Raw genomic sequence first — 17,362 nt, forward strand, 5'->3', positions numbered from 1 at the left:
CGGCGCAGTGCTGATGTCTACCTCCGGCCAGCAGCGGACAGGCCGTTTGCCAGAAGATGCGCAAAGACAGCCCGGTGCACTGCTGTCGCCCATGTGGACGCTCGAGAGACCAGCTGCTGATGCAACCTTATCCAGCTGATGAACTGACCGTCCGTTCACCCCAGCGCCAAGGGTGAGTATCTGGCGAGTCTTGATATTGTCTCGCTGAATGCGGCAAGCCGTTTCAATCAGCTCAGCGATCCTGTCCACTTGCTTTGGGTGGTGACGGCCTCGGCCTGCTTTACCTTGCTGAGGCCGGACGCGCCTCCGGCAGGCCACAACAAGCTCGCCCAAGTCCTGCAATAGCGTTGCCATAGAGCCCGGGCAGCGCAGAACACGGACTCAGTTATACGGTTCAGGGTCGGCCGCGCCCGCGTTACCCGCGCGTCCAAAGGCCCTGTAAGTTAGCGCTGAAGACTTCGCCAGGCTCGCCGATAACCCAGTGATAAGGGATGGAAGGCAATGGGCCCAGCGAAGCGATGGCGCAATTCAGATCGGGGGTTGCCTTGAAGGTTCCAGTAGATCGCGTTCCCATTATGTTGACGGTCGTTGGAGCAATGACGACCTGCATACTCGTGGTACTCGTCGTCGCCCAGGCAGTGCTTTACGTCCGCGACATGGAGGAATCGGAGAGACTTGCCGACGCTGCGTTGGCGCGCGCGGAGGCCATTTCCGAGGCGAGGCGTATCGCGTCCAGTCAAGCCTCTCGCCTCGAGCGGCCAAGCTGCTCTGCCGAAGACATCGACGCGTTGAAAGAGATCGCTTTCAGCTCCAGCTACATCAGCGATATAGGGCGCATTCGAGGCGGCCGGGTGCTCTGCAGCGCATTATGGGGATTGTCGCGCCCATTCAGCCTGCCGCCTCCACGGTTCGCCAGCGGCTCGATCCGCCTCTGGTACTCATCGGATATCGCGGGCTCGCCTTACCGTGGTACGAATCTGATTGCTCAAGGTGACACGTTCACCGTGTCTTCCCCTACAGCTTTTGAGAGCTTGGACCCTGCACGCACCAGCTCCATCAGCGTGGAGAAGAAGGACCGATCCTTCGCCTTCCGCAACCTGCCTGCGCTACGCGGTGATGAGGGTCGAACCGCAGTGCACGCCCAGCAATGCAGCCGGGTGACAGATATCTGTGCGTTCGTCACCAGCCCCAGGAGTGGCGTGTGGGAACTGCCGTTGGTGCTGCTTGCCGCCATTCTTGCGGTGGGAGCCTGCGTCGGCCTGCTCCTCGCGCTGCTTCTGATCAGGCATCACGTCACAGCGCGGCAGACGATCGAGCGACGCCTGCTGCTCGCACTGAAACAGGGTGAGATCGAGTTGGCGTATCAACCGCTGCGTCGCATCGCCACGGGTGAGCTGGTGGGATTTGAAGCACTCAGTCGCTGGCGACCACCCGGCGAGGACGAAATTCCGCCCAGCTTCTTCGTGCCGATCGCCCACAGGTTTGGGCTGACGGCTGACCTCTTCCGGTACGTCCTTTCCACGGCGATGGATGAGCTGTCTCCCGCACTCCGTCAGCACGATAATCTCTACGTGAGCGTCAATGCCGAGCCGGCAGACATGGCCCAGGACTGCATTGTTCGCTATATCACCAGCATCACCAGAGATTCTGGCGTTCGCCCCCATCAGCTTCGCATCGAGATTACCGAGCGGGAAGAACTCGTTTCCGAGACTGCCAAGGACAACATGCGCGCGCTTTCGCGTCTGGGCTACCAGTTTCTGATCGACGACTTTGGAACAGGTGCCGCGAACTTCTCCCAGTTGGCGCAATCTCCGTTTGGAGGAGTAAAGCTGGATCGCATGTTCGTGGCAGCCATTACTGAGGATTCGCCGCTGCGGCCTGTCCTGCCAGGAATGTGTCGCATCGCGCTGGAACTGGGGCTGGATGTCATTGTAGAAGGCGTGGAGACCGAGGAGCAGACGCGCGTGCTGTCTCAGATTGCTCCGTATGCCGTTGGGCAGGGGTGGAATTTCGGCCGCCCGGGTCCGGCCGCAGACGCGATGGCCACCATTGATGAGGCCTGGCGCTGAAATGCTGCAGGCGCGCTCTTGAACGCCCTCGCTTGCGCCTAGCCGACCTCGTTCCGTGCCTGGTGGCTGTGACTCTGATACAGCACCAGGATGACCAATGCAATGGATAGTACGTATTTGGTCGTCGCCGGTGCGGCGCAAACCAGCAACCGATCGGCAAGGGCCGGATCGGAGAGATGACGCCCCGGCAGTGGCGTTACCTGCTGGTCAGCGAGACGTTGTGAGGTACGCGCGTCTTTCGCCACTGGATCCACACGATCGCGGCGACGAAGAAAACGCTGCACAGGTAACTACCCTCCGGCCCTTGCGCGCCACCGGTGAGGGTGTCCAGACCTTGTGGACGCAGCGCCACCAGCAGCGCCGGCAAATGCGCATCCATCCCGGTGACTGGCAGTTCGAAGCCGGTAGCGAGCAACCAGTTCCACCCCGCGTGCCAGCCCATCACGCCCCAGATATTGCCGGTCCACCGTGCCCAGGCGCAGGCGAACAGCGAGAACAGGAACGTGCTGAGCATGACCATAGGCGGCTGGTGCGGACTGAAATGCAGGAAGCAGAAAACGAGCGACACCAGTAGCACTGCCACGGCGACATTGGTCTTGCGCGCCACCACCGACAGCATCCAGCCACGGAAGATGACTTCCTCCACGCTCGCTTGGAACATGAAACTTGCTAGCAGCAGACCGATGTGCAGCAGACTGACGGGCGAGCGCCAGGCCTGCCCCAAGCCCGCGGCCTGCATGCCGCCTGCCATCCAGATCGTGACTACGACCAGCGCGACTGTGCCGAATCCAACGGCCAGTCCGCGCAGGAAGGTTTTCAGCGGCGCCGGACCAGTCAGCCCAATACTCGCCAGCGAGCTCCCTTCGACCAAGCGTGCCCAGGCGAGCACGGCCGCCAGCGTTGGCGCAAAGCCGATCCACAGCAGCGCATGCAAACCAGCGAGCCCGATTGGATCGCCGCGCGGCGTCGACCAATGCTGGGACTGCATCCACCCGTCCAGCGCGATCACCGGTACCGCGTTGAACAGGATCATCAGAATCGGTGTCAGCCAGACCCAGGGCAGCCAGCCGCGGGCCGGATCGGGCGAATACAGGGCAACGGGAGTCATGCTGGGCTCAAGGTGGACGTGATCGCCGCTGCACGTTGCCATTCGCGCGGGGACGTGGCAACCCGTTTGCGATCAAGCCCCAGAAGCCGCCGATCAATCACCTGGATCGCCGACGAAAGGGCACTGATCTGCTGCGTCACTGTTTCCCGAAGGGCGTTGATCTGCCGAGCTTCTCCCAAACCAAGTTCAACGGCGTGGCCAGGTTACCAGACGAGGGACCACGCAAGATCCTGGACCTCCAGACGCCGATCGAGCGACATCACCAAACTGTTGCATTGAGCAGCTGAAACCGCCGTCGGATGTGGACACTACCAGCGGTCGGCGCCTCCCTCCTCCCCTGAGCGTTTGCTTTCGGCCAGAAGCCGGGCATCAGCGGCCTAGAGCTGGCCAAGACGCTTCGCGAGCGCTATCCCGATCTGCATGTGGTGCTGACCAGTGGCTACAGCGAGCTGCTGGCAGGCGAGACCGATCACAGCTTCGCGCTGCTGCGCAAACCCTACACGCTGGGTGATCTGTCCCGGGCGATCAACCCGCCCAGAGCGTCCTGTGCGGCGATTGACTACGGGGGAGATGAAACGGTGTGGCGCGCGCTGTCGTGAACACAGCAGAGGTGTTAACGATTGCTGGCTGAAAGATTGACACCTCTTTGCCTCGGTCTTGATGGAGTCGATCACGGTGCAGTTTCTATGCTGGGGTCGCCATCGGAACAATGGCGCCCCCACTGGAGACGCACCCATGCAACGTGATCAGAAAGACCTTCCTCACCCGGACCCGGAAGTGCAGGCTGCCGATCCTGTCAGCCCGCTGCGGGCGAAACTGCATAACCACCGCAATCATGATGAAGCACTGAAGGAGACTTTCCCCGCCAGCGACCCCATCTCTCCGTTCGTTGCCGCGCCAACGCCGGAAGAGCAGCAGAAGCGCCTGGATGAGCGGGTGAAGTTGCCGGACCGGCGCAAGGATGAGGAGGCCGCGGGAGGTGACCAGTGATCCGCCCCCGTTTTGCCCGAGTCGCGGCCGCAACGGCACGGTTGTCCGGCAGCCTGGGTGCGTTCGTCGCCGCGCTGGGCGTGATCATCACCTGGGCCGCCAGCGGGCCTGCATTCCACTTCAACGACACCTGGCAGCTGGTAGTAAATACGGGTACCACCATCGTCACCTTCCTGATGGTGTTCCTGATCCAGCATACGCAGAACGCCGATACCGCCGCGTTGCACATCAAACTGGATGAGCTGATCCGGGTCAGCAAGGATGCCAACCAGGAGCTGTTGAATCTGGAGTCGATGGAGCCGGCTCACCTTGAGGAGATCCGCCAGCGTTACGAGGCGCTGGCGAAGACGGCGGCGGATATCAAGTCGAAGAAGGAGCGCTGCATGCCTTGCGAAGGCGACCCGGCTATCCGCCCCTGAAGAGCACGTCGAGTTACGTGGCCGATGTATACGGCTCAACCCACGACGTCAGAATATCCATTGCTGCTTCGGCCGTCTCCGCATCCCCGCTGCGCTGCGCGAAGCCGGTCCAGTCAGCACGGGCCAGCAGCGCCAGCTCATCGGGCTGCATCGGGAGCCAGCGCATCGGCCAGAACGGCAGGCGCCGGCTTCCCACCCTGCCGCGGTGCAGTTCGATCAGCCCTGTGTGGCTGGAGGCCCCCTGTACCCGCGAGTACGCCACACTCAAGCCGTCTTCGGGTCCTTCCATGTACTGTAGGAATCGGAGGCCATCGAACAGCAGTACTCCGGTGACCCCGGCATCGCGATTGAACCGTGCGGCGTCGTCAACCAGTTCGTTCAGCTTTCCACTGCCCAGGTCCAACGTGTCACCCGCAACGGCTGGACCCGCTTCGCTGATGTATGCAACTGCCCTGATAGGCATCGGCTGCTCCGTTTTCTGCGAATCCCCCCGGAATCCTCCAGAGGATAGTCCTGATCCGAGGCCGGCGTGTTCCGGTGGCGTGCATTCGATGGATGGACCACGTTCGAACCGACCAGCGGCAAACCGCGTGCCAGTGGGGAGGTACTACTGAGGCCGCGCGAGATAGGGGTGCAGGTACACGTGAAGACGGTCCATCGCGGTGGACCTTCGGGAAGACGGACGGGTTGATCTGACGAACCCTGTCCAGTCAGCACGGGCTACCGAGCGCAGCTGACTGGGATCGGCCAGGAGCCAGTGCATGGACCAGTAGGGCAGAAGCCTGCTGCCAACGGTCCCGCGCCCCAGTTCCACGATCTCCGAATGGAATGCCGACGAAAGAATACGTCTGTAGGCCAGATCCACCCCGTCCCCCGGCCCCTCGATGTACTGCAGGAAGCTGACGCCATCAAAGAGGAGCACCCCGGTTACCCCGGCCTGCAGGTTGAAGGTGGCCGCGCGCTGAACCAGCGCGTCCAGATCTTCGCGGTTCCAGGGCTGCCTCGCCTGGCTCATGTAGCCGATTGCTCGAAAGGGCACGCTGTTCTCCTCAGGAGTCAGCACCATAGTCCACCCGTGGGAAGCACAGGGTGACGGCGCTCCCGGCCTGCCCCGGCGATTCGCTTAACCGGTCATTCTCAAACGCTACCATCACGCGGGATCACATTGCTTCGGCGAGACCTTGACACTTGCATTGACGGATCTGGATGCATGGTGAAGCTCCCCAGACCAATCGCCGAAAGGAGTGAAAGATGGCCATCAAGACCGCAGAAGAACTGTTCATCCATGAGCTCTCGGACATCTACAGTGCCGAAAAACAGCTGACCAAGGCACTCCCTCGTCTCGCCCGGGCTGCAGCCAACCCGGATCTCGCAGCTGCTTTCGAAACACATCTGGAAGAAACCCAGGGCCAGATCGAACGCATCGATCAAGTCGTGGAAGTCCTGGGCATCCGCCTGAAGCGGATCAAGTGCGCGGCCATGGAAGGACTGGTCGAGGAAGGAAAGGAAGTCATCGATTCCATTGAAAAGGGTCCCGTCCGGGACGCCGCGCTGATTGGCGGCGCGCAGAAAGTGGAGCATTACGAAATTGCCTCCTACGGCACCATCGCGGCACTGGCCAAGCAGCTCGGTTACAAGGACGCCCTGCCGTATCTGCTGGAAACCCTGGACGAAGAAAAAGCCACCGACGAAAAGCTGACCCTGCTGGCGGAACAGGGTGGCAACCAAGACGCGGCAGAGGCTGCCTGACAGGCCCCGTAGTTGGAGCGGGCCTTCGGGCCCGCCTCTCAGGAGCGGAGAGATGTGGCGTCGCAATGGCTTGTCCCTGGTGCTGCTGGCATTGATGGCTGTTTTTCTGGTCGCCCAAGCGCTGACCGGATGGCAGGTCCACAACGAAGCGCTGTCCCAGCACGGGGCCCACACCCTTGGTTTGCTTCCTTACCTGGCCACCGGCCACTTCAGCAGCGCCACCTTTGAAAACTGGGAAAGCGAGTTCCTGCAGATGGGCATGTATGTGCTGCTGACCGTACGCCTGCGGCAACGGGGCTCGGCGGAGTCCCGGCCACTGGACCCCTCACAGGAACAACCTCGGGTCGAAAAGGGCCGAACACCCTCGCCGGTGCGACGCGGCGGTGTGCCCAACGCGCGTTCTTACGCGCTGATCATGGAGGATCCCGACGCTGCCAACGTCAAACCGTTTGTTCACTGGGTCGCCTACAACATCCCTGCCAGCACCCTGGCGTTGCCGGAGGGGTTGCCGGTTGACCCAAGACTGCTGAAACCGGAAGGGATGCTGCAGGGCGCCAACAGCCGTGGCTCCGTGGGCTACTACGGTCCCAAACCGCCGGTTGGGGATTCTCCGCACCACTACCATTTCCAGGTACTGGCGCTGGACACGGTACTTGACCTGAAGCCGGGCGCCACGCGGGACGAGGTGCTCAAGGCCGCGAAGGGCCATATTCTTGGCGTGGGGGAGACGGTCGGTACTTACCGACAATCCGTACCGCCGCTGAAGTAGAGCGAACAGACCGAGGGTGCCTGGCAGAAATGTCAGGCACCCCGCATGCCTCAATGCACCGGGCCCAGATTGCCGGGCATGCCCTTGCGCAGCACCGACAGATAACGCAAATACTTGCCAACGAAGATGCCGGTGAATCCGCCGGACAGCAGCAGATACGCAGCACTGAAGTTGCCGTTGGCACTCAGCGCAGGCGACACCGCAAGGGCCACCTCGAACCCGTACTTCACCAGGAACGTAACCAGCAGCAGCGGCAGCAGGCTGTAATCTGCACTGCGCCACAACCGGCCCGTCGCTTCATCCACGGTCAGCGTCGCCCGGCGCAGCAGCGCCCAGCCCAGCATCGCACCTGCACAGATGCCGGCCAGCCACTCGCTCCACGCCACCAGCGAGCCGCCGTAGCGGTGGCTGATCGACCAGATGCCCCACACCGTGAACAGGGCTGGGACGATCGCCAGCCTGCGCAGCGAGGTCTGTCCCGGCCGCATGGCCGCGACGCCGCGCGTGATGAGGTACGCCAGGATCACCCAGACCCAGATCGGGGTGTGCGAGAGGATGGGCTGCAGCTGGGTCACGGGAGGTCCTTTCAGTGAGTGGCCGCACGGAGGGCGGTGCGTGGCGCTCACTATTGACGGACCGGGCTACCTGAACAAGTGACAGGTGTCAGCGATACCAGATGACGGCTGTTGCGCCCGGGCGCGGGCAACGGACGTCCGCTCAGGCCGGCGGAGCCGCGACGGCCGGTTAGACCGCAATGCCAACATGCTATTTAGCATCGAATGCCTGAAAGAATTGGACGCTGCCCCATGTGCCAAGTGCAGTGGCAAGAATAGCTAGCGGGACAGATAGCCAGTACAGCATGATCGATTGGCTTTCAGCCATCTGAAGAAAATACGGGAGCGCCCTCATAACGAAGGCGGCTATCGCGAATACTGTTGATATTGCCAAGGTGAGGAAGAACTGCTTCCTGTGTTTGCGATAGCCACGCGCCTGCATGTAAAGAATTACAAATGCACATAGCGCTGTCACTAGAAATTCAATCTGAAAAGCAGAGACCAAAGCGTTCACTGAGCAATCCTTAGCGGTCCAACTGCCTGGTAGACGGCCCGTGGTCGGGGCATACAACTTACCCACAGAGCTGCGTATGGTGGCCTTCTCCCTTGATACAGCTTGATCGTACGGCGGCCGGGTCCGGCTGACAAGCCAGCGTACAACCAGACCCAGCAGGCTCAATGGACAAGCTTCGGCTTTTCCAAAGCTTTGATCAGTGCGCCGGGCCAAGATTGCCGGACATGCCCTTGCGCAGCACCGACAGATCCCGGAAGTACTTGCCAACAAACATGCCGGTGAATCCGCCGGACATCAGCACATAAGCAGCGCTGAAGTTGCCGTTGGCACTTATCGCAGGCGCCACCGCAAGCGCCAACTCAAACCCTTACTTCACCAGTAATGTGACCAGCAGCAACAGCAGCAGGCTCTAGTCCGCGCTGCGCCACAACCAGCCCGACGCTTCATCCATTGTGTCAGCGATACCAGATGACGGCTGTTGCGCTCGGGCGCGGGCAACGGACGTCCGCTCAGGCCGGCGGAGCGGCCATGGCCGCAGCGGGCATGGCAGCGGCAGGCGCCATCGTCGGCGTGCCAGCCCCCATCCGCTCGCTGGCGGCGGCCAGGGCCTGGTTGATGCGGTGCGTTGTGCCACGCTGGTCCAGGTCCACGCCGATGAGGTAGGCGAAGCGGCCATCGCATCGCAACTGCGTGGACTCGAGACCTTCCGTGTCCGCCAGGACCCGCTTCAATGCCTTGGCCCAGCCGCGCCCCGGCACGCAGTCCAGTTCCACCACCACCACCGACTCGCCGCAATCCAGCGGCAGAGCCTCCAGACGGACGACGTTTGGCGCTGCATGTAACCGGGCACTCATGGCGGGGAGCTCCTGCAGGATGGCGACGACCGAAGTATCTACGGCGTGCGCCAAGGGCCTGTCAAGGCAGGGACAGCCCGGTGTGTACGGGCAAGCTTCGCACCGCTGAGCTGCCGAGGTCAGCGCTTCAGGGCATTCCCCAGCGCCTCGTCCAAAGACCCGAGCTTCTCTCCATACGGCGCACGCAGCCGCAGGTTCGACGCCCCATCCTTGGGCTGCACCACCACCGCCTTGCAATGGCTGAACTGACGGGGGCCATGCACGCCGTGGGAGCGCCCATGGCCGACGCGCCCACGCCACCAAACGGCAGTTCTTCCACCGATGCATGGGTCATCACAGCGTTGATGACCAGCGCGGAATCGGAAATCAGGACCGCGCGATGAATGATGGTGCGTGCCCAGCCTCGAGAAATAGAACGATGGCTTCCTGTTGCCAGCCCTCCTGTCCCAGCCATTGCGCATGTGTCTAGCAGCCAGAAGCGTCCCGACCCAGCTATGAAATGTCGGCAGCCCCAGCCTTCCCCCCCCCCCATTACCTTGTCGCACTTGCCATATCCATGCGTGCTGATTGGCAATTTGAAGCACTCGTCGCAAAAACGCCAAAGCCCTTGTCTGCCAATGGCCTGCTTGCGCTACACCCTATAAGAAAAGTACGAAAGAGCATTGGGTTGTGGCGTCATTGCCCCTAACCTCTTGGCAATCCCAACCGCATCAGGCAACTCTGGCACTGCCACCGACAACGGGTGGCCGGGCGTCGAAAACCCGAGCTGCAAGGAAGTTGTTTACGCTTGTCAGCCGGCACCACCGCGTGTGGTGCCGGCTGGCAATCCGTCTGCCGGCTATGGCGGACGGTGCGTGGGGGTCTTGTACCCGCCGGTTTCCTTGCAGCCCGGTTTTCGAGCCACGCATCGTCCGCCACCTCTATCGGTGGCGGCTTCTGCCTGCTTGCACGGAGCCTGCCATGAACAAGCCGCATTCCCCTCCCCCGCGTTCCATCCAGGAAGCCCCCTCGCCTGGCCTGGACGCCAACACTCTCATCGCCCTCCTGCACAGCATTGGTGCGGGCGCGGCGTCCGATGGACAGCCTTGGCCCGAGCGCCATCACCTTCGTGGCCGACAGATCGCCATGGCCGATGCGGACTGCGCGTTGGCGGGTCAGCGCGTAGTGCAGGAGATTCTGCTTGCGGCGATTCGCGCGCATCAGAACGGCGACTCTGACCAGTACGTGGGGGATCGCGTGTTGGAGGGGTTGGCGATGGCTTCGCTTGCGCTTACGGCATTTATCCAGGAGCGGGTGCGGCCGGAGGAGTGAGGGTTTTTGGGTTGGCCGCGAAGGGCATCCACGCGTGGCGTGGATCTACTTGAGGTCAGAGCCCGGTGGTGGTGGGGTCAGAGCCCTCCGCGGGGCGGAAGGATCCGACCCCGGTGGCCGGTTGGGGTCAGAGCCCGGTGGCCGGATTGACGGAGATGTGGGATGAAGCAGTGGTATTTCGCCTTGGCAGTGCTGTGCGTGGGGTTGGCCGGAGAGGTGTGGATGCAATGGCCCGCGCGCGCAGGCGATGAGGTGTCGGCTTACCGGAAGTTGCCTGTGGTTGAGTACGGGCTGCTGCGCGGCGAGGCGATGGGTTATGCGTCGAGCCAGGCACTGCAGGGGCTTTCGTTCCATGCGCGGCCTGATGGCGCGGGCTCGTTCGAGATTCGCTGCAAGGGCGTGCCGGTGATGGAGGTGGAGAACGCGCCCGCGCGTGTGTTGCTGCGGATGCCATCGGATGCGCTTACGCGTGCGCCGGAAGTTGCGCGGCTGCTGCAGAGCTTCCAGCAGTGGCTGGTGGAGGAGCCTGGCCATGCGCGATCGGTGGGGGAGCGCGGTGAGCCGTCGTGGCTGGAGGCGCGGTTGCGGCGCGCTGTGGAGGGTGTGCCGCAGAGGGAGCGGTGTGAGTTCGGGGGTGATCGGTGGAGCTGAAGGCGAGGTTTCGGACTTGTCTCATTTCCTGCAGTGCTCACGCGGCTGACCATGCCTTCGGGTTCCGCCAGAAGGACATGGGGTTTGATCAGAATGCTCATCATCGGCGGCCAACAGGCCGCCCGTCACCACATCGCACGCGCCATCGGTCGGCGCCGGTTGATCTGTACCGAATCGGTCTGCAGCGTGGAAAGCGGCCTATCGATACTGGAATGGCGCCGCTACGACCTGGTGGGCACGTTCCTGCTGCAAGGGCTTGCCCGGCGGCTTGAACGCACCTACGTGCTGCGCGATGCGCACGTGCAGCTGGTGCTGTTCGGTGCGGAGTGCGGCGATGAGGTGGCACGCATCCGCCGCCAGCTTCGACAGCACGGGCTGCCGCCGCCGATCGTGGTGCCGGCCGAGTTCGAGGCGTACGATGAATCGCTGTTCTGGCGGGCGCTGGCCGGGCACATGGTGGTGCCGCGCGAAGTTGTGGGGTCGCAGCGCCTTGCTGCGGGAAGCAGTCGAGCAAGCTCGACTCTACCTACGGCCTAGGGGCCCGCGCGGCGACGGTGGCGAGGCGGCGGCTGACGAGGCCGTAGAGGTCCTGCAGTTCGGCAGCACGCTGCGGCGTCATGTTGCTGCCGAAGAGGACGCGTGCAAGTGCGGCTTCGTGTGTGTCTTCGGGAAAGCGTTCGCGGGCGCGGTAGACGTTCTGGAAGACCAGCCAGGCGAGGCGAAGGCCGCCGCCGGGGAGGGGGCGCACGAAGCGCTCGTAGGCCTGCCAGAACTGGTATTCGGCCTGCAGATCGACCGTCGGCGCCGCGTAGGGCACCGGGCGTGGGCGCCCGTGGGCACGCGGGCGGGTGGGCAGGTAGACGGGGTCGGGCTGGGCCATAGTGGACAGCATGCCCCAGCAACATTGTGGGAACCTTGCGTTGGTGCCGGAATATCAGTGCGGGTTGTGCAAAGTGCGGCGGTAGGGCCCGCCTTGGTAGATGCCAACCTTGGTTGGCAGGTTTTTCCTGGCGCCGGAGACATTCCGCCGGGCATGGCCCGGCGCTACCGGATGGCGGGCGCAGGGCGAGGGGTCGGATCCCTTTGCGAAGCAAAGGGCTCTGACCCCGGTTGCGAAGAGCATCCACGCATGGCGTAGATCTACTGGGGCGTGCGCGAGCCGGTTGGCAGGATTCGCGGTAATGGGGTGATGCGTGCGCCGTTTTGGTAGATGCCAACCTTGGTTAGCAGGGTTTATGTACGCCGGGAACATTCCGCCGGGCATGGCCCGGCGCTACCGGATTGCGCGAAGAGCATCCACGCATGGCGTGGATCTACTTAGAAGCTTATCGACGTACTGAACATCACCTGCCGTGGGGCGCTGCGCTGCAGCGTCTGGTAGTCGCCGGAGAACGAGGAGCCAGCAATCGTTGCGGTGCCGATGTTGTTGCGGTTGAACAGGTTGCTTACATCCAGCCGCAGTTCCAGCCCGGGCAGCACACTGCCCTCCCCCAGCGTGTACGCGGCATAGGTGTTCACCTGCCAGAACGTGGGCACGCGGATATCGTTCTCGTACGTAAACGGCTGGCGCAGGTACGAGGTGCTGGTGGCACCAAAACGCCACTCACCAAAATGCGCGGACAGATCGCTCACCAGCGAGACCTGCGGGTAGCCGGGCTGGGCATTGCCCTTGATGGGGTACACGGTATCGCCCACCACGAAATCGCTGCCGTAGTACGAGCGAGCCACGGCCACGCCCTGGTAGAACTGCACGCGCTCACTCAGGTCTGCGGTAATGCCCAGGTCGGCACCGATCACGTGCATCTTCGGCATCAGCCGCACGGTATTGATCTGCGCGAACTGGGTACCGATAGCCGCCGACAGCAACCGGTTGCGGATATCGTTGTAAAACACATCACCCGTCAGCGTCAGCCGCTCGAAGCGATGCGTTGCGCCCACGGTGACGTTCCAGTTCTTTTCCGGCCGCAGCGTGCCGGCCACGCGGTCGAACTCCTCCTGGTCGCTGATCGTCCACGCTGATGCGGTGTAACCGATGTTGCCGCGCTGGGCCACGCGATAGCCGTTCATGGTGTTGGCGATGTCGATGAAGGCATCGGTGGCGTCGCTGGGGCTCCAGAACAGCGAGACGTGCGGCAGGAAGTTGTCCTTGGCACGCAGCGCCCCATATACCGGGCGATCCGGCGCATCGCCCAGGCCGCCGCCTTCGGTGCGGAAATCCACGGCCTTGAAGCCGACGCCCAGTTTCAACGTGTCGCTCAGCGCGATGTCATCGTGCAGATAGAACTGCTGCGAGCGGGTGACCCAGCGCGAGGCGTTGTCGGTGAGGAAGGCCGGGCCGTACCCATCGAACGGGCCAGTGGCCTTCAGTGGCTTGCCCTGCCCCAGCAGTGGCTGCTGGTACCAGTCGGTGCGGGCGGCGGCCTTGCTCTGTTCCTGCCAGGCGCCTGCGCTGAGCGTATGCGCGCCCGCCTCGAACTGCAGGTTGGCCATGCCGCCCAGACGGTTCACCCGCGGGGTCTGCACCTGTTCGGAAAACGGCGCGCCGTTGGGCGACGGCACGGTGGGGTCGGTCAGCGTGGCCTGGGTGTGGCTGTTGGCGTTGTACAGCTGCACGTTGCCGCTGAGTGCGGGCGTAATCTGGAAACGGTGGTTGATGGACGCCACGCGGTCGCGGGTGATCTGGCCGGTGTCGTAGGGAATCAGTTCGGACAGCTCGCCACAGGTATAGGCACCGCAGGACTTGTCTGTGTTCTCCGGCGAGGCCACGTAGTACGCCCATGCGTAATCGGGGTAGAAGCTGTCGGCCTTCCAGCCCAGCTTGCGGATCATGTCGAAGGAGATGTTGTTGTAGCCCCAGACCTTGGCCTTGCTGTCAGAGGCGAACACGGTGAAGTCACCCCAGGCCACATCCTGCTGCGCTTTCAGGTTGCCGCGCAGGAAATCCTGCGTGCCAGCACCCTGGTACTTGTCTGCCGAGACGCGCTGCAGGTCGACCAGCACTTTCGGGCCGTGCTCGCCCACCTGGCCCGTCTGCGCGGACACCGTGGTGACCAGCGTGCGGTTGCTGCCCACGCCCTGCTTGATGCGCAGGCTTGGCGTGTCCTGCAGGTCGCGCAGGCGATATTCCAGGCTGCCGCCGTTGGCGCTGCTGGAAAACACGCTGACCGGCGCGCCACCCGGGCTGACGGTGATCGCGCCGATACCATCGGGCACACCCACGTTCACCACGCTGGTGCCGGTGAGCGAGAGGAAGCCGCTGTCGTTCAACGGCACGCCTTCGAAGGTGATGCCCATTTCATTCATGCGGAAGCCGCGCACGAACAGGCTGGTGGCAGAAATATCCAGGCCCAGGCCATCGGTGGCGGTATAGCTGGCGCCGGGCACGGCCTTGAGCATGGCCAGCCCGTTGTTGCCGGTGACCATGCCGTCGAGATCGCTGGCGTTGATGATGTAGCGGTTGGGGCCGACCACCTGCGTGGGCGCGACGGCGGCGCCGCGCGGCGTGGCGATGACCTGCAGGGCGTTGAGGGTAGTGGGGGCGTCGTTGGCTTCGGCGGCGTAGGCCGGTGCAGCGAGGGCGGCGCTGAGTGCCAGGGCGAGCAGGGTCGTGGGTGGAGTGTTCATGGCCAGATCCAGGTGCAGGGGGAAGAGGACGCAGGCACACGCCCAGCGCGTGGCAGCACCGGCGGCGATGCAGTGGCTGGAATGCGATTGCGTTGAAGGGGGAGCGGCGCGGATCGCGCCGATCAGGGGCAGTGGAAGACGGTCAACTGCCGGGTAATGCGATGGGGTGGTTTCGACGGGCGGCAGTGTTGCACTGCCGTGCCGCGCGCGCCATTGCACCGTGGTACAGCGCGGTTATACCCGGGTATCGTGCGGGCTTGGTAGAGGCCGACCTTGGTCTGCGCTTTGCGGCTGCGTGTGCCAACCAAGGTTGGCATCTACCGGAGCTGAAGGCTCTGCGGCGGTTGTGCCAACAGACGTTGGCACGTGTCAGTGCAGCGGGTTACTGCAACACGAAACGTTCGATGGCCTTGGCCACGCCATTGTCACAATTGGTCGAGGTTTCAAAACGCGCCACGGCCTTCACTGCGTCGATGGCGTTGCCCATCGCTACGCTGGTGCCGGCGAACTGCAGCATGGTCAGGTCGTTTTCCTGATCGCCGATGGCCATGACGTTGGCGCGGTCGATGCCCAGGTGCTCGGCCAGCTTCTGCAGGCTCGGCCCCTTGCCTGCGCGGTGGTCGAACACTTCCAGGAAGAACGGCGCGCTCTTCAGCACGGCGAAGCGTTCGGTCAGTTCGGCCGGCAGGCGGCCGATGGCCGCGTCCAGCACCTCGGGCTCGTCAATCATCATCAGCTTGATGAAAGACATCGACGGGTCCATGTCCTCCACGCGGCGGTACGACAGCGGCACGTGCGAGAGGTGGGAGTCGATGACGGTGTAGCGGCTGATGTCCTGGTTGGGCGTGTACAGGCGCTGGCCATCGAGGGCCTGGAAGTGCACGCCGATATCGCGCGCGACCTGTTCGCAGTAGCGGAAGTCCTCGAAGCTGAGCGGGAACTCGGCCACGTTCTCGCCGGTGCCCAGGCGCCGCACCAGGCCGCCGTTGCAGGCGATGCAGTAGTCGTCGTCACCGTTGATGCCCAGTTCCTGCAGGAACGGCGCCAGGCCGGACACGGGGCGGCCGCTGGTCAGCACGATATGCACGCCCAGCGCGCGCGCCTGCGCGATGGCCGCCTTGGCCCGCTCGGTGAGCTTATGGGCGGGGTCCAGCAGGGTGCCATCCATGTCGATGGCGACCAGTGCGATGGTCGATTGCCTGCGGCCCATGTCCATCAACGTCCAACCGTGCATGTGGGGACCGCCATTTTAGGTCAGTCGTGCACCTGCCCGCCTCATGCGCGGTTCATACCGCCGGGCGCGGCTGCAGGGATACTCAGCAAGCCTGTGCGCCCCCACCGCAGGACGGCCCCCATGACCGCCCTACCCTGGAGATCCAGACGCATGACCTACCGCGCCCCCGAGGCTACCGACACCGCACCGCTGGCCGAGCAGATCGAAGACCTGATCCACGGCCTGCCCGGCGAGCAGATCCGCGTGGGCACGCTGCTGCAGGCGCTGGGCGACGAGGGGCTGATGCTGATCGTGATCCTGCTCTCGGCGATCTTCCTGATTCCGGTGTCGATTCCCGGCCTGAGCACGGTGTTCGGTGCGTCCATCCTGCTCATCAGCCTGAGCCGCGTACGCGACCGCCCGCTGTGGGTGCCGCGCCGCCTGGCCGAGCGCGAGGTGGCGACCGAAAAGTTGAAGGCCAACCTGGGCCGGGCCCTGAAGTGGGTGCACCGCATGGAGCGGCTGTCGCAGCCGATGCGGCTGGCGGTGATGGTGCGCTCGAAGAAGACGATGCGGTTGAACAACCTGGCGCTGGTGTTTGCCACGCTGTTGTTGATGGCGCCGGCGGGGCCGATTCCCTTCAGCAACACCCTGCCTGCGCTGGCGCTGATGTCGTTCGCGATCGGGTTCATCCAGCGCGATGGCGCGGCGGTGGCGGCGGGTTATGCGTTCGTGGTGCTCACGGTGGTGTACTTCGGCGTGCTGTTGGGCGGGGTGGGGTTTGCGGCGGAATCGGTGTTCAGTGGGCTGCGGGGTGGCAGCGCGTCTGTGTAAACGCGTGCTGGCCGTTGGTAGAGTCGAGCTTGCTCGACTGCTTCTCTCAAAAGCAGTCGAGCACGGCTCGACTCTACAGATGCAACGGTCAAGGCAGCCGAGCATGGGCTCGGCTCTACAACAACCAAAGCCAACAGCAGTCGAGCAAGCTCGACTCTACACTTCCGTCACTTTGCCGAGACCCGCCAGACGACATCGCCTACGTCGTTGGCCACCAGCAGCGCGCCGTCGGCGTCCATCGCCATGCCTACCGGTGCGCCCATCAGGGTCTTTTCATCCTTGGAGCAACACCCTGCCTGCGTTTGCGCTGATGTCGTTTGCGGTCGGGTTCATCCAGCGCGATGGCGTGGTGGCCACGGTGGTGTACTTCGGCGTGCTGTTGGGCGGGGTGGGGTTTGCGGCGGAATCGGTGTTCAGTGGGCTGCGGGGTGGCAGCGCGTCTGTGTAAACGCGTGCTGGCCGTTGGTAGAGTCGAGCTTGCTCGACTGCTTCTCGCTTTTTGTAGAGTCGAGCTTGCTCGACTGCTTCTCTCAAAAGCAGTCGAGCACGGCTCGACTCTACAGATGCAGCGGCCAAGGCAGCCGAGCATGGGCTTGTATGTTCCTCCCGGCTCCTACGAGGTATGTAGGAGCCAGGGTGGAGGGACCGACAAGCATGGATCTGCGGATAGCGCCGACAGACGAGCCGAGCGATCCCCATCCCG

General features: G+C 63.5%; 20 protein-coding genes and 1 pseudogene. 11 read left to right on the top strand and 10 right to left on the bottom strand.

Features of this window, described 5'->3' with window-relative positions; genetic code table 11:
- Positions 1 to 491: 491 nt before the first annotated feature.
- Positions 492 to 2,069 carry an EAL domain-containing protein gene (locus FJU31_RS16415; RefSeq protein ID WP_246161395.1) on the top strand — a complete coding sequence of 526 codons (1,578 nt, stop codon included), beginning with the start codon at positions 492 to 494 and terminating at the stop codon, positions 2,067 to 2,069.
- Positions 2,070 to 2,265: 196 nt separating this feature from the next.
- Here the strand turns inward: FJU31_RS16415 and FJU31_RS16420 are convergent, their stop codons facing one another.
- Complete coding sequence (locus FJU31_RS16420; RefSeq protein ID WP_150455686.1) at positions 2,266 to 3,177, bottom strand: CPBP family intramembrane glutamic endopeptidase; 912 nt, start codon at positions 3,175 to 3,177, stop codon at positions 2,266 to 2,268.
- Between the two features lie 422 nt (positions 3,178 to 3,599).
- Here FJU31_RS16420 and FJU31_RS19320 point away from each other — a divergent pair, with 422 nt between their 5' ends.
- The 3 genes from FJU31_RS19320 to FJU31_RS16430 all read left to right on the top strand — a co-directional run bounded on the left by FJU31_RS19320 (position 3,600) and on the right by FJU31_RS16430 (position 4,586).
- Positions 3,600 to 3,776: a hypothetical protein gene (locus FJU31_RS19320; RefSeq protein WP_188115517.1), complete on the top strand. Its 177-nt coding sequence runs from the start codon at positions 3,600 to 3,602 to the stop codon at positions 3,774 to 3,776.
- Positions 3,777 to 3,912: 136 nt separating this feature from the next.
- On the top strand, positions 3,913 to 4,167 hold the full coding sequence (locus tag FJU31_RS16425) for a hypothetical protein (RefSeq protein ID WP_150455687.1): 255 nt from the start codon (positions 3,913 to 3,915) through the stop codon (positions 4,165 to 4,167).
- Entirely contained in the window at positions 4,164 to 4,586 is a 423-nt protein-coding gene (locus FJU31_RS16430) for a low affinity iron permease family protein (protein WP_150455688.1), read from the top strand. The genes FJU31_RS16425 and FJU31_RS16430 overlap by 4 nt, the downstream gene beginning before the upstream one ends.
- Before the next feature lie 13 nt (positions 4,587 to 4,599).
- On the opposite strand, the gene FJU31_RS16435 is transcribed toward FJU31_RS16430, so the two are convergent.
- Entirely contained in the window at positions 4,600 to 5,049 is a 450-nt protein-coding gene (locus tag FJU31_RS16435) for a BLUF domain-containing protein (RefSeq protein ID WP_150455689.1), read from the bottom strand.
- A gap of 144 nt (positions 5,050 to 5,193) precedes the next feature.
- Positions 5,194 to 5,652 carry a BLUF domain-containing protein gene (locus FJU31_RS16440; protein WP_246161397.1) on the bottom strand — a complete coding sequence of 153 codons (459 nt, stop codon included), beginning with the start codon at positions 5,650 to 5,652 and terminating at the stop codon, positions 5,194 to 5,196.
- Between the two features lie 185 nt (positions 5,653 to 5,837).
- Here FJU31_RS16440 and FJU31_RS16445 point away from each other — a divergent pair, with 185 nt between their 5' ends.
- Entirely contained in the window at positions 5,838 to 6,335 is a 498-nt protein-coding gene (locus FJU31_RS16445) for a YciE/YciF ferroxidase family protein (protein ID WP_150455690.1), read from the top strand.
- Between the two features lie 52 nt (positions 6,336 to 6,387).
- Positions 6,388 to 7,104, top strand: a complete 717-nt coding sequence (locus FJU31_RS19575) for a YbhB/YbcL family Raf kinase inhibitor-like protein (protein ID WP_150455691.1) — start codon at positions 6,388 to 6,390, stop codon at positions 7,102 to 7,104.
- A 50-nt stretch (positions 7,105 to 7,154) separates the two neighbouring features.
- On the opposite strand, the gene FJU31_RS16455 is transcribed toward FJU31_RS19575, so the two are convergent.
- From FJU31_RS16455 to FJU31_RS19330, 4 genes are all read right to left on the bottom strand, one after another.
- Complete coding sequence (locus FJU31_RS16455) at positions 7,155 to 7,679, bottom strand: DUF6622 family protein (protein WP_150455692.1); 525 nt, start codon at positions 7,677 to 7,679, stop codon at positions 7,155 to 7,157.
- 190 nt (positions 7,680 to 7,869) lie between these two features.
- Positions 7,870 to 8,172, bottom strand: coding sequence for a hypothetical protein (locus FJU31_RS16460; protein ID WP_150455693.1), 303 nt, complete (start codon positions 8,170 to 8,172; stop codon positions 7,870 to 7,872).
- 196 nt (positions 8,173 to 8,368) lie between these two features.
- Complete coding sequence (locus FJU31_RS19325) at positions 8,369 to 8,530, bottom strand: hypothetical protein (RefSeq protein WP_188115518.1); 162 nt, start codon at positions 8,528 to 8,530, stop codon at positions 8,369 to 8,371.
- A 151-nt stretch (positions 8,531 to 8,681) separates the two neighbouring features.
- Positions 8,682 to 9,026, bottom strand: a complete 345-nt coding sequence (locus FJU31_RS19330; protein ID WP_188115519.1) for a hypothetical protein — start codon at positions 9,024 to 9,026, stop codon at positions 8,682 to 8,684.
- Positions 9,027 to 9,986: 960 nt separating this feature from the next.
- Between FJU31_RS19330 and FJU31_RS16475 the strand changes: the two genes are divergently transcribed.
- The 3 genes from FJU31_RS16475 (at position 9,987) to FJU31_RS16485 (ending at position 11,525) form a co-directional block, all read left to right on the top strand.
- Complete coding sequence (locus tag FJU31_RS16475; RefSeq protein ID WP_150455694.1) at positions 9,987 to 10,337, top strand: hypothetical protein; 351 nt, start codon at positions 9,987 to 9,989, stop codon at positions 10,335 to 10,337.
- A 162-nt stretch (positions 10,338 to 10,499) separates the two neighbouring features.
- Complete coding sequence (locus FJU31_RS16480) at positions 10,500 to 10,988, top strand: cold-shock protein (RefSeq protein ID WP_150455695.1); 489 nt, start codon at positions 10,500 to 10,502, stop codon at positions 10,986 to 10,988.
- Between the two features lie 84 nt (positions 10,989 to 11,072).
- On the top strand, positions 11,073 to 11,525 hold the full coding sequence (locus FJU31_RS16485) for a hypothetical protein (protein ID WP_188115520.1): 453 nt from the start codon (positions 11,073 to 11,075) through the stop codon (positions 11,523 to 11,525).
- Here FJU31_RS16485 and FJU31_RS16490 read toward each other — a convergent pair.
- The 3 genes from FJU31_RS16490 to yidA all read right to left on the bottom strand — a co-directional run bounded on the left by FJU31_RS16490 (position 11,515) and on the right by yidA (position 15,828).
- Entirely contained in the window at positions 11,515 to 11,868 is a 354-nt protein-coding gene (locus FJU31_RS16490) for a hypothetical protein (protein ID WP_246161399.1), read from the bottom strand. The two genes, FJU31_RS16485 and FJU31_RS16490, sit on opposite strands and share 11 nt — an antisense overlap.
- 437 nt (positions 11,869 to 12,305) lie before the next feature.
- A complete protein-coding gene (locus tag FJU31_RS16495) occupies positions 12,306 to 14,612 on the bottom strand; it encodes a TonB-dependent receptor (RefSeq protein ID WP_150455697.1) in 2,307 nt (768 codons plus the stop codon).
- Between the two features lie 382 nt (positions 14,613 to 14,994).
- Positions 14,995 to 15,828: a sugar-phosphatase gene (gene yidA, locus FJU31_RS16500; RefSeq protein ID WP_150455702.1), complete on the bottom strand. Its 834-nt coding sequence runs from the start codon at positions 15,826 to 15,828 to the stop codon at positions 14,995 to 14,997.
- Between the two features lie 168 nt (positions 15,829 to 15,996).
- Between yidA and FJU31_RS16505 the strand changes: the two genes are divergently transcribed.
- Together FJU31_RS16505 and FJU31_RS16515 are read left to right on the top strand one after the other, a co-directional pair.
- Positions 15,997 to 16,659, top strand: coding sequence for an exopolysaccharide biosynthesis protein (locus FJU31_RS16505; RefSeq protein WP_150455698.1), 663 nt, complete (start codon positions 15,997 to 15,999; stop codon positions 16,657 to 16,659).
- 247 nt (positions 16,660 to 16,906) lie between these two features.
- A pseudogene (locus FJU31_RS16515) lies at positions 16,907 to 17,107 on the top strand (exopolysaccharide biosynthesis protein); the annotation flags it as partial.
- Positions 17,108 to 17,362 lie beyond the last annotated feature (255 nt).

The sequence above is a fragment of the Stenotrophomonas cyclobalanopsidis genome (assembly GCF_008710035.1).
Classification (GTDB): Bacteria; Pseudomonadota; Gammaproteobacteria; order Xanthomonadales; family Xanthomonadaceae; genus Stenotrophomonas; species Stenotrophomonas cyclobalanopsidis.